Annotated in this window: 10 protein-coding genes; all 10 read right to left on the bottom strand. The window is 38.5% G+C overall.

The window, feature by feature from the left end:
- Positions 1 to 56: 56 nt before the first annotated feature.
- The gene (gene hslO / locus ACYT32_RS09765; protein WP_395265940.1) at positions 57 to 938 is read right to left on the bottom strand and encodes an Hsp33 family molecular chaperone HslO; all 882 of its coding nucleotides are present in this window, start codon (positions 936 to 938) and stop codon (positions 57 to 59) included.
- 60 nt (positions 939 to 998) lie between these two features.
- A complete protein-coding gene (ftsH, locus tag ACYT32_RS09760) occupies positions 999 to 3,194 on the bottom strand; it encodes an ATP-dependent zinc metalloprotease FtsH (protein WP_461793437.1) in 2,196 nt (731 codons plus the stop codon).
- A gap of 83 nt (positions 3,195 to 3,277) precedes the next feature.
- Entirely contained in the window at positions 3,278 to 3,823 is a 546-nt protein-coding gene (gene hpt / locus ACYT32_RS09755; protein ID WP_395265938.1) for a hypoxanthine phosphoribosyltransferase, read from the bottom strand.
- A complete protein-coding gene (gene tilS / locus ACYT32_RS09750) occupies positions 3,820 to 5,151 on the bottom strand; it encodes a tRNA lysidine(34) synthetase TilS (protein WP_395265937.1) in 1,332 nt (443 codons plus the stop codon). The genes hpt and tilS overlap by 4 nt, the downstream gene beginning before the upstream one ends.
- A gap of 78 nt (positions 5,152 to 5,229) precedes the next feature.
- Entirely contained in the window at positions 5,230 to 5,643 is a 414-nt protein-coding gene (locus ACYT32_RS09745) for a S1 domain-containing RNA-binding protein (RefSeq protein WP_395265936.1), read from the bottom strand.
- Positions 5,644 to 5,666: 23 nt separating this feature from the next.
- Positions 5,667 to 6,059 carry an FtsB family cell division protein gene (locus ACYT32_RS09740; RefSeq protein ID WP_395265935.1) on the bottom strand — a complete coding sequence of 131 codons (393 nt, stop codon included), beginning with the start codon at positions 6,057 to 6,059 and terminating at the stop codon, positions 5,667 to 5,669.
- 97 nt (positions 6,060 to 6,156) lie between these two features.
- A complete protein-coding gene (locus tag ACYT32_RS09735) occupies positions 6,157 to 6,396 on the bottom strand; it encodes an RNA-binding S4 domain-containing protein (protein ID WP_395265934.1) in 240 nt (79 codons plus the stop codon).
- Positions 6,397 to 6,398: 2 nt separating this feature from the next.
- Positions 6,399 to 7,958 (bottom strand): putative polysaccharide biosynthesis protein, encoded by a 1,560-nt coding sequence (locus tag ACYT32_RS09730; RefSeq protein WP_395265932.1) that lies wholly within the window; start codon positions 7,956 to 7,958, stop codon positions 6,399 to 6,401.
- Between the two features lies 1 nt (position 7,959).
- Complete coding sequence (mfd, locus tag ACYT32_RS09725; RefSeq protein ID WP_395265931.1) at positions 7,960 to 11,484, bottom strand: transcription-repair coupling factor; 3,525 nt, start codon at positions 11,482 to 11,484, stop codon at positions 7,960 to 7,962.
- Between the two features lie 16 nt (positions 11,485 to 11,500).
- Positions 11,501 to 12,058: an aminoacyl-tRNA hydrolase gene (gene pth / locus ACYT32_RS09720; protein WP_395265930.1), complete on the bottom strand. Its 558-nt coding sequence runs from the start codon at positions 12,056 to 12,058 to the stop codon at positions 11,501 to 11,503.
- Positions 12,059 to 12,169 lie beyond the last annotated feature (111 nt).

The raw sequence follows: 12,169 nt of genomic DNA, 5'->3' as shown, positions 1-12,169 counted from the left end.
TATTTCAATTACAACTCGTAATAATAACAAATTTTCTATTCAGATAGCAAATTTGATTAATCCTTTTCAGAGATAATTGTTTTTAATTCTGCTTCATCAAATTCATATTTATTGCCACAGAACTTGCAGACAGCCTCAGCTCCATGATTTTCTTCGATCATAGCTTCGAGTTCTTTTTTAGATAAGGTTGCTAGCGCCTTGGAAAATCTTTCCTTTGAACAATCACACTTGAATTGAACGGACATATCTTCGAGATATTTCATGTCAATGCCATTCATGACTTTTTCCATCACTTCTTGATTGCTCAAACCTTCCTTCAACAAAGTCGAAAGGTTAGGAATAACTTTTAAATTAGCTTCAATCTTGTTGATATCTTCATCTGTGGCACCAGGTAATGTTTGTACCAAAAAACCACCAGCAGCACCCACAGTCTCATTGGGATTAACGAAAACTGATACACCAATTGCTGAAGGGATCTGTTCTGACTTAGCCATATAATAGGCAAAATCCATTCCAATTTCACCAGATACCAGTGATACTGACCCTGTGAAAGGCTCCTTCAAATGCAAGTCTTTAGTAATACTCAAGGTTCCATTAGTTCCGACTGCTGCTTTGACATCGATATGTCCATCTTCACGAGCTTTTAAGGCAACATGAGGGTTAGCGATATAGCCTTTAACATCACCTTGGGCATTAGCGTCAACCACGATAGCACCGACTGGTCCATCGCCTTGAACTCGAGTGGTTAAAACTTCATCCTCTTTTAAAGTTGAAGTTGCTACTAAGATTGATCCAATCATCGTCCGACCTAGTGCAGCACTTGAATTTCTCCAAGTATCATGTCTTTTTTGAGCTTCTTGAATCGTCTCAGTTGCGTTGACGACATAGGCTCTAAACTTACCGTTTGTGGAAACGGCTTTTGTTAGTGTGTCAGTCATTTTTACTTCCTCCGTTCAAAAAAGCGACTCTCACGAGTCGCTTTTTCTAATTGATTATCATTATTGATTATCATTATTGTTATTGTTATCAGATGAATCATGAGTTCCATCGTCAGGCTTTTCATCAGTTGGCTTTTCAGTCTCAGACTTAGTTTCATCAGTTGGTTTAGACTCATTTTCTGAAGGGTAAGTTGTTTCATCCAAATCATCATCTGACTTAGTTGATTCACTCTTACTTGATTCTTCTGACTTTTGCTTAGCAGCATCCTTAGCTTCAGCAGCTTTCTTAGCTTCTTCAAAGGTTGCAGCACTTTCACTTGGGAATTCTTGGTTAGCATCATTAGCAGGCATCTTACCTGTGTTATACAAGCTCAAGATTTCCTTTTCATCAAGTGTTTCGTACTTCAAGAGTGCTTCGGCAATAATCTTATGTTGTTCACGATGTGTTTCAAGAATTTCTCGAGCACGTTCGTGATCTTCATCGATAATACGTTTAACTTCTTGATCAATAGCTTTGGCAGTGTCTTCAGAGTATGAAGGCAATTGACGATAGTTACCACCACTAAATGGTTGACCATTCTTTTCAAGTTGAACTGTACCTAAACGATCAGTCATACCATATTCAGTAACCATGGTCCGAGCAATTTGAGTTGCTTGTTCAAAGTCATTAGAAGCACCTGATGAAGGCTGGCCGACGATGATTTCTTCGGCTGTACGACCACCAAGTAATCCAGTGATTTGTTCATTTAATTCCTTCTTAGTTGCTAAGTTCTGATCATCTTTAGGAAGCATGATAGCGTAACCGCCAGCACGTCCACGAGGAACGATCGTAACCTTTCTAACAACTCGAGAATCACTCAATACTAAACCGATCAAAGCGTGTCCAGCTTCGTGATAAGCCACAGTGTGACGTTCTTGTTCTGGAACCACACGGTTTCTCTTAGCAGGACCAGCAATAACACGGTCTTCGGCTTCATCAAGGTCTGTTGGGTCAATCTTTTGCTTACCACGTCTTGCAGCAACTAAAGCAGCTTCGTTAAGTAAGTTTTCAAGGTCAGCACCAGCAAAACCTGGAGTTTGTTGAGCAATTGCCTTTAAATCAACATCATCTGTAAATGGCTTATTCTTAGCATGAACTTTAAGAATAGCTTCACGTCCCTTAACATCAGGACGTCCAACCAAGATCTTACGATCAAAACGGCCTGAACGTAACAAGGCAGGATCAAGGACATCAGAACGGTTAGTAGCAGCCATAACGATGACACCTTCGTTACCTGTAAATCCATCCATTTCGATCAATAATTGGTTAAGTGTTTGTTCACGTTCATCATTACCACCACCGGTACCAGAACCACGTTGACGACCGACAGCATCAATTTCATCAATGAAGATGATTGATGGAGCGTCTTTTTTGGCGTTTTCAAACAAGTCACGAACACGTGATGCACCAACACCAACGAACATTTCAACGAAGTCTGAACCAGAGATTGAATAGAATGGGACTTTAGCTTCACCGGCAACAGCCTTAGCTAGTAAAGTTTTACCAGTCCCGGGAGGGCCCTCTAGAAGAACACCAGATGGTATTCGGGCACCTAAGGAGACGAATTTTCTTGGATCTTTTAGAAATTCAACAACTTCAACAAGTTCTTGTTTTTCTTCTTCTGCACCGGCAACATCAGAAAATCTAACTTTATTTTTCTTAGGATCTTCTGGCTTAACCTTGGACTTGCCAAAGTTCATGACACGGTTGGCGCCACCACCTTGGCCTCCTCGGCCCATCATCGCAAAGATTATAAAGAAGAATAATGCAAACGGCACAACGACCGTTAAGATTAATGAAATCCACTGACCGGACTGTGACTTAGGAGCAGCTGTAGTCTTAACTCCTTTAGACATAGCGGCACTGTTAATCATTTTTAGCGTATCGTTATTTGGTAAAACCGTTGAACTGAATGAAGTTACTTCACTAGAAGTCGTAGCTTGGTTACGACTGAAGAGTGACACGGAGCGTGTCGTTTCAGCCTTTTGAGCTTTCTTGTATTCACCAGTTACTTGATAAGCTCCCCCAATGGGTTCTAGTTTGAAACTCTTCACTTTGCCTTGCTTCAATTGTGTAATGAATTGGTCTTGGCTCAACGTTTTTGATTGGTCTGAGGATTGACCACCAGCAAACCAACTTGCCGCAAGAACCAAAACAACAAAGAGCAAGATGTAAAACAGGCTATTATTAATTAACCTATTTCGATTATTTTTCATACATTTCCTCCTAAATTACTTAGACGTTACATATTGTAACATTGGTGAACCGTAACACAATAATAATTGTAACTCTATCTAAATTATTTTGTGGAATAAACCTCTGGTTTTAGAACTCCGACGTAAGGTAAATTACGATAATGCTCATTATAATCCATTCCGTAACCCACAACGAATTCATCTGGAATTTGAACTCCGACATAATCGACCTTAACGTGTTTAATTCTACGAGCAGGTTTGTCTAAGAAAGATACGATCTTGATAGAATTAGCTTGACGGACATCGAATAGCTCTTTGAGACGATCTAAAGTATAACCTGTATCGATAATGTCTTCGACGATAACGACATCACGACCTTGCAAAGATGTATCTAAATCTTTGATGATCCGAACATCCCCAGTTGTAATGGTGTTCTCGCCACCATAACTAGAAACGTCCATAAAATCATATTCCATTTCTATATCGATATTCTTGACTAAATCCATCATAAACATCGCTGCACCTCTTAAGATACAGACGAACAAAGGGTTTTTGCCACGATACTCTTGTGAGAGTTGCTTTCCTAGGCGTTGATTAGTTTGTTTGATCTCTTCCTCTGAAACCAAAACCTTTTCAATATCAGAATTCATTTTCTTACCTCAGTAAAGTTAATTTGGTAATGCTCATTACCCTTTTTTAAATAATCACTCATATTATAAATTTTTTCAACCCAAACTATCCGATTATCAAATAATAAAACCAAATAATTATCACGTTCATATTCGGGTATTTTTTTATTGATGAAACGTTTATTCAATTTTTGATGAAGGCCGTTGGATAACAAGACTTTGTCTCCAGGACGACGGGTTCGGATCGTAATTGTCTCAGGAACTTTATCATAAGTTAAATCGAAATCTTTGTCAGTTGATTTGATTAAAATTTCTTTTTGGCCAATCACAGTCTTTTGACCGAGAACAATTTGATGTTCACCTACATCAGCAGAGTGACCTTTTTTCAACAAAAATTGATCGTAACTATGAATGAACCGCCATGAATCTTCCAAGTCGATTGAAGCATTCGCGTCATCCGAGCAAATAATTTCGATGATTTGTTCAATTTGACGATTGCTGATAGATATTTCCAAGGCTCGCTTGGTAAAGAAATTGCCCCAGAATAAAGTTTGTTGATCATGGTCTAACTTTAAGACCGGCTTTAATTTTCCACTGATTTGAAAAGTTGCTTCGGTCAATTCCATCTTCTGCTCAACTTCTTGAAAAGTCTCTTTAGCCAAGTCGATCAAAGCAGTCAACTGCCGATCGAAAAAGCGGAAATGATTTAATAATTGGCCGTTTTCTTTTTGCAGCTCAGGAAAAATATTATTTCTCAAACGATTGCGCATAGTTATATTAGCAAAGTTAGTTTCGTCTTGAACATGTTTTAAATCATGGATATCAGCATATTCTGAGAGTTCTTGTTTCGAAAAATTCAATAATGGACGAACTATCTGCTTTTGACCAAACGGGCGTTGTTCTTTCAAACTAACAACCTCATAAGCATTGCCAGAACGAATCATCTTCATCAAAATATTTTCGGCTAAATCGTTACCATGGTGTGCAGTCAGCAAGGTATCAAAATGTTCTTTTAACATCACCTGTTGAAAAAAATGATAACGAAACTTACGAGCCGCGGCTTCCATCCCAATTTCTCCATCAGGTTGGTCAAGCCACTTGGTAGTGAAAAAACGATAACCATTCTTTTGACAATACTCTTTGACAAAAGCTACTTCAGAACTACTCTCTGGTCTTAAATTGTGATCAACGTTGACGACGGCAAAATTCTCTTTCGACAAGATTTGAGCAACGACATTCAACAAAGTCATCGAATCCACTCCACCAGAAACGGCAATCAAGACCCGTTTGGCTTGATAACGTTGCAGTAATCTTCTAACTGTTCCAATAATTCGATTATCTAGTTCCATTGATCCTCCTCAAAACGTCTCATCTAAATATCCCTAGTAATCAATTCCGACTACTAGGGATATTTTAGGAAAAAGTTATTAACTGCGTCGACCGCCACGGCCACCACGTTTACCTTCGGTATTTTTCTTCAGGATACTTAGTCTTTCTTCACTTTCCTTCATGAAACCGGACATCATATCGTCAAAGCTCTCACGTTTTGGTTGTGGTTTTCTTTCACTACGTTCATGGGAACGATGTTCATGATACTTTGGTTTTGGCTTATCAGAAGCTTGTTTAATTGAAAGTGCAATTTTATGATCCTTCTCGCTAAGAACTAAAACTTTAACAGTGTCGCCAACGCTTAGCACATCGTGAATATCTTTGACATAGCCGTCAGCAATTTCACTGATGTGCACCATTCCGCTTTGTCCTTCTCCAAGGTCTACAAAAGCCCCAAAATTTGTAATTCCTGTTACTTTACCTTCTGTTTTAGTTCCTACTTCAACTGTCATCTAATTAAAAATAATTCCTTTCCCTATTTTTGATTCGTAGTAGTTGGCACGTTGGCTGGTAAGTTATAAACTTGTTCGCCTGGTTTACTATACATATACTTTTCTCGAATATATTTCTCAATATAATTCGTGTCATGAAGCTGACTGACCTCAAGCTTTAAGTCACTTTGAGTCGTCTTTTGCTTGACCAGCTTCTCCTTACTTACCTCGATTTGAGAAACAGTATTGGCATAGGTGCGATGGGCATTAAAAATTTGAACGCCAAATACTACTAAAATCACAGCGAAAACAACGCCAATCATGATAATACGTCGTTTGTGAACTTTCTTGACGTAATTTTGCCGATCATGATCAGGAGCGGGCTGTTTTTTAGGTTGTAAGACAGAGACATTAGAATTTAGTTTACGTATTTCCATGCTACTACTCCCCTAGAAATGATTAACTTGAGTATAACAAGTTTATCTACGTATTTGAATGATTAATTTGCTAATTTTAATCTATTTCTAATTCTAACTAGACTTCTTCGTACATGTCAGCAGATTCATCTTTTTTTGTGGTTTCTTTAATATTAAGCACGCGAATCTTCATTGTCTTTTCACCAAAATGCAATTCCAAGACATCACCGACGGCAACTTCACTAGACGATTTGGCTACTCGGTCATTGATCAAGGCACGTCCATTGTCCGCAAATTCTTTGGCAACAGTTCTTCTCTTAATGATTCGACTTACTTTTAAATACTTATCTAATCTCATAATTACTCCTCTATTTTCATAAACTTAGTGATGTATCTTCCCAGCGGTAAAATTTCCCACTCGGCTTTTGTCAACATTTTCCACCGTTTAGAAATTCTTAAATAAAATAACGCCCCTAAAGGAATCGCAATCAAGTTGATCACGATGCTATTAAAGCGGGTCAAAGTCAAACTTGTTTCTAAAATCCTGACAATAATTCTAACTACCACGGCCATCAACAATCCTAAGGCCAAGAGTTTCTTAGTAAACCCCTTGTCTAAAGATAAAAAGTTACGGTCAAAGTTATAAATTGTCAAAATTCCAAATAAAATCACACATTCACTTAGAATCGTCGCCATTGCACTGCCAGCGATTCCAAATCTTGGTACTAAGATGATGTTCAAAGCTGCTTTAGCTACTAAAGACGTCCCGAACAAAATCAATTTGTGATAATTCTTTTCATCGTCGCCACTAGTCACGGCCACTAATAGATTGATAAAGGACACGATCATGATCGAGAGCATATAAATACTCAGAGTTGTTGAACCACTCGTATTGGTGAACAACATCGTATTGATTTCAGGCATCAAGGCTATCAAACCAGCAGTTTCCGCCACCGACAACCAGAGACAGACCCGAACCATCTTTTGAATCGTATCTTTATTTTGACGCAGTCGATTTGTCTCTTTTAATTGGGGCATGATAGTTGAGACAAATGACAAGGAGATCACAATTCCTAGTTGCAATAAAGGTTGTCCACGATCAAAGATTCCTTTTTGAATTTCCGCTTGATCTAACGAGAGTCCAGCATGCAACAAGAGTCTGACCGTAGAAAATGAATCAATGAATTGATAAAAAATCGTGATCCCGGTAAAGATGATTATTAGCAATATTTCTAAAGCTAATCCATGTTCCAAACGAATCCTTGCGTCAGCCTTAGGTTCAACTTGCGGTTTATTTTTCCAAAACGTATACAACAAAATGGCTACAGCCGACAAGCCACCTAAGAAAGCTCCAGCATTGGCTAAATTACCCATTTGATAAACATCAAGGATGCCATGACTGAATAACAAAGCACTAATAATAATGATCACGATTCGAAAGAACTGTTCGGATACTTGCGAAATTGCGCTCGGTTGCATATACAGATCACTCTGGAAAAAGCCTCGCAAACTGGCCTCAAATGGCACTAACAGAAAAGCTAAGGCAACAACTCTTACTTCGACGTATAACCGTGGGTCTCCCATCAAAAAAGCTAGGTACCTCGACGACATCCAAAGTAAACTCGTAATCACTAAACTAGAAGCCAACAGTATCAAAAATGTCTTTTTCAACAAATTATGCTTGGTATCCAGAGTCGCTTGTTGGGCAAAAGTTTTAGAAATCACCACTGGCAAGCCTGACAATGCTAAGACAGAAAAAATCCCATAGATTGGATAAACTTGCTGATAAATAAAATAGCCTCGATCCCCAACGATATTTTGCAAAGGGATGCGATAAATTGCACTCAAAAGTTCCGAGAAAAATGAGGCTATCGTTAAGATCCAGGTCCCCTTAATCGCCCTTGAAACTTCTTTTTGCATATTATTTTTTTACTTTTTCTTTCTTTAAATTGTCAAAAATCTCTGCCATCTTCTCTGCAAAAGTCTGTAATTGACTGAACCATTCATCTTTCTTGACGCTACCAGTATCTAAGGTGATGGTAAATTCATTATTCTTATCGCTGACTTTAGCTTTCATGGTCGTATTAGCTAAAAACTTGAAAACTAAATCGCCCGTTAAATAATCGTTTGCTTTGGGTGAAAACTTAATAGCAATCATCCCATTACGCATGATCACGTTCTTAACTAATGATTCATCGAATGAGTTCTTCAACAGACTGATGTCTAACAAGTTGCCAACTTCTTTAGGATAATCGCCAAATCGATCCAAGAGTTCTGACTTAACTTCTTGATAACTTTCCAAAGAATCGATCTGCCTGATCCGTTTATAGAGCTCAACTTTTTGTCTTTGGTCAGTAATATAATCTTCTGGCAAATAAGCTTCTAAAGCCAAGTTAACTTCGGAGTTAGTCTTTTCAGCCTTAGTATGACCACGTTTTTTAGCTACGGCATCATTTAACATCTGTGTATAAAGGTCGAAACCAACTGAATCGATGAAGCCGTGTTGCTGTTTACCTAACAAATTACCAGCACCTCGAATTGAAAGGTCACGCATAGCAATTTTGAAACCAGAACCTAATTCGGTAAAGTTTTTGATTGCTTCCAATCGTTGTTCACCGACTTCTGTCAAAACTTTATTAGGTTTGTACATCAAGTAAGCATAGGCCACTCGATTGGAACGTCCTACCCGACCTCTGATTTGATACAACTGTGACAATCCATAACGATCAGCATTTTCAACGATCAAAGTATTGGTATTAGGCATATCGACTCCTGTTTCAATGATAGTAGTCGTCACCAAAACATCATATTCGCCATTGAGGTAGTCAGAAATTACCCCTTCCATCTGTGTTTCCGTCATTCGACCGTGGGCAGTGGCAATTCGAGCTTCTGGAACTAAAGCTTGGAGTTGATTAGCAACTTGATCCATATCTTCCACTCGATTATGCAAATAAAAGACTTGTCCTCCACGAGCCATTTCACGCTTGATGGCACCAGCAATTACTTCATAATTTTGTTCCATGACATAAGTTTGAACTGGATAACGATTATTAGGAGCCGTTTCAATCAAAGAAAGGTCTCTGACTCCAAGCATAGACATGTTCAAAGTCCGAGGAATCGGTGTTGCAGTAAGCGTCAAGACATCGACATTAGCCTTTAATTGCTTGATTTTTTCCTTATGCTTTACGCCAAAACGTTGTTCCTCATCGATGATCAAAAGACCGATATCATGAAACTTAACATCCTTTGACAGTAAACGATGAGTTCCAACGATAATATCCAAAGAACCATCAGCCAATTTTTCAATCGTTTCCTTACTTTGCTTACGGGTTTGAAAACGTGACAGGATACCGATATTGACTGGAAAGCCTTCGAAACGGTCCTTCATCGTCTCATAGTGCTGTTGTACTAGTAAAGTCGTAGGTGCTAAGAAAATCACCTGTTTACCAGCTTCAACAGCTTTAAACGCAGCCCGTAAAGCGACTTCAGTCTTACCAAAGCCCACATCCCCAACGAGTAGACGATCCATTGGGTGAGCCTTTTCCATATCACGTTTGATTTCATCCGTTGAACGTAATTGATCCGGCGTTTCTGGATAAGGAAAGGCATTATCGAAATCATGCTGCATTTGATCATCTTTAGGAAAAGCAAAGCCTTTCTCGGCTTCACGTTTGGCATAAAGGTCAATCAGATCATCAGCGATATCTTCAATATTTGACTGAACTTTGCGCTTGGTCTTTTGCCACTCATTACCACCTAATTTGTTGATCTTAGGTGACTTACCTTCGGCTGAAACGTATTTTTGGACCATATCCAACTGTGTCACGGGAATAAATAGTCGGCCATCATCACGATATTCAATCGTAATGTAATCTTGATGTTTGCCATCGACTTCCATCGTCTGCATACCGATGAACTTACCAATACCATGATTGACGTGAACTACATAGTCCCCAGGCTTTAATTCGTTGTAACTCTTCAATCGCTCGGCATTAGCTAAAGTTTGATGGCGGCGCTTTTTAGGCTGCTTGTTGAACAGTTCTTTTTCAGTAATTACGGCCACTTTTTGGTCTGGCATTTCAAAACCAGAACTCAAATTAGCATTTAAAATCTGCGTCTGCATATCGATGACCTTATCTTTAGTAGTCAAGGTCGCTTTAATTCCAAAGTCAGCCAAAGTATTATTGATAGCTGAAATTCGTTTGTCATTGCCGATCACTAACAAGATCGTGTAATTTTGTTTTTGCCACCGTTCCACTTCTGATTTCAATAATGGCATCTGACTGAAGAACTGTTGCATTGAGCGGACAGGAACATTTTGTAATTGATTCAGACGAATATGGCCCATCCCTTGTTGAAAGGCCGATAGAAAAATTTGCGGATGTTTATCGCCCTTAACTATTTCAATGAAGCTCTGTCTGATCTTTTGTTCTGGCAAAGCCTTTCCAAATTCCAATTGACTGGCTAACCAAGATTGATTTTCGGCCGCACTGTCATTAGATTGTTCGATCAGACGATTATATTCGTCAAAAATCACAATATCTTCGGAATCTAAATAATCAAACATATTACTGGGATGATCCAGGACGTAATCTGCAATCCGGCCCATATTATCGGGGCGAATCCCCTCGGACAACTCGGCAATCATCTGGGAAAAGTTAACTTCCAAATTATTTTTAATATCTTTATCTTCAGTTGCTGCCAATTGTCTTTGATAACTTTTTTGCAATTTCTTCAAACCAGTCTGAACTTGTTCATCAGTCATCAGACGGTCTTGAGCTGGAAGAATCGTAATATCTGGCAATTCATCCATACTCCGTTGCGTTTCAGTATCAAAGAACTTGATTTTTTCAACTTGATTACCAAAGAAATCAATTCGCACAGGGTTATCGACATTCAAAGGATAAATATCGACAATATCCCCACGGATTGCGAAATCCCCGGGTTTAGCAACTAATTTATCTTTAACATAGCCCATCTGCACGAACTCACGGTTCAAATCTTCGAGATCATACTCTTCATCAACTTTGATATCCAATTGAGCTGATTTAAACAATTCTTTAGCCGATAATTCATACTCCATACCAGCAATGGAAGTAACCAAGATCCCAGCATCATCACTAGTTAAGAAACTTAATGAATCTAGGCGCTGACTCAATTCATCGGGTGAACTGGTAGCCAATTCCGTAGAGATCGATTCTTCAACTGGAAAGAGATGTACCTTATCGCTATCTAACAAATTGAGGTCATCATATATTTTATTGGCATGAAAATTGGTGTTTTCAACGATGAGAATTTTTTTATCGGTGCGTTTTAAAGTTTCCAATGCAAAAAGGGAAATCGTTGATCCCGTCAGGCCAGTTAATAAGTTCTTGGTATCTGGCTTAACTTGATTAATAAATTCCCCAAGGTCGAGCTTATTCGTAATGAAATTTATTAAATTCACTTTCTGCCCCCTTGCGTTAATTATATTTATTCATTAATTGATCGATCGAATCACCACTGATCCAATCTTTGACCAAAGCTGCTGCTTGGTCGATTCCGCCTAGTGCCACTGGTTCTTCATCTTTAGAAAAAGGTGTTAATACCCAGTTGACGACACTTTGTTTAGCCGGATGTTGAATTCCAATTTTGATACGGCTAAATTCTTTAGTACCTATAGATGAAATTATACTCTTAATTCCATTATGACCACCAGCTGAACCCTTAGTTCGTAATCTTATTTTACCGATCGGCATATCTAAGTCATCTTGAATAACCATCAATTCTTCCGGACGAATCTGATAGTAACCCATCAAAAAATTAACCGCTCTGCCTGACTCGTTCATGAATGTTAACGGTTTCACTAAGAAGACTGTTTCGCCATCAATTTTGAACTTACAGTACTCGGCCTCGAAGTCTTTTTTCATTTGTGTTTGACCGTATTCATCCATCAACTTGTCAATCGTCATAAAACCCATGTTATGTTTGGTACGATCGTATTTCTTACCTGGATTTCCTAAGCCAACAATTAGTTTCATATTTATACCTCATTTCGAATTTACATTATATCATGTTAAATTCACTATTTTTTTACTTTTTTCACAATCAACTTGTTAATTACCCTTAATTATTTGTTTAATGAACGACGG

The sequence above is a fragment of the Companilactobacillus sp. FL22-3 genome (assembly GCF_054881455.1).
Note: the sequence above shows the minus strand (reverse complement) of the source record. Positions and strands in the feature narration are given on the sequence as shown.

Coding starts and splice junctions, on each gene's coding strand:
- tilS (WP_395265937.1), bottom strand. CDS start 5,151: ATGGAACTAGATAATCGAATTATTGGAACAGTTAGAAGATTACTGCAA.
- hslO (WP_395265940.1), bottom strand. CDS start 938: ATGACTGACACACTAACAAAAGCCGTTTCCACAAACGGTAAGTTTAGA.
- ACYT32_RS09730 (WP_395265932.1), bottom strand. CDS start 7,958: ATGCAAAAAGAAGTTTCAAGGGCGATTAAGGGGACCTGGATCTTAACG.
- pth (WP_395265930.1), bottom strand. CDS start 12,058: ATGAAACTAATTGTTGGCTTAGGAAATCCAGGTAAGAAATACGATCGT.
- ftsH (WP_461793437.1), bottom strand. CDS start 3,194: ATGAAAAATAATCGAAATAGGTTAATTAATAATAGCCTGTTTTACATC.
- ACYT32_RS09740 (WP_395265935.1), bottom strand. CDS start 6,059: ATGGAAATACGTAAACTAAATTCTAATGTCTCTGTCTTACAACCTAAA.
- ACYT32_RS09735 (WP_395265934.1), bottom strand. CDS start 6,396: ATGAGATTAGATAAGTATTTAAAAGTAAGTCGAATCATTAAGAGAAGA.
- hpt (WP_395265938.1), bottom strand. CDS start 3,823: ATGAATTCTGATATTGAAAAGGTTTTGGTTTCAGAGGAAGAGATCAAA.
- ACYT32_RS09745 (WP_395265936.1), bottom strand. CDS start 5,643: ATGACAGTTGAAGTAGGAACTAAAACAGAAGGTAAAGTAACAGGAATT.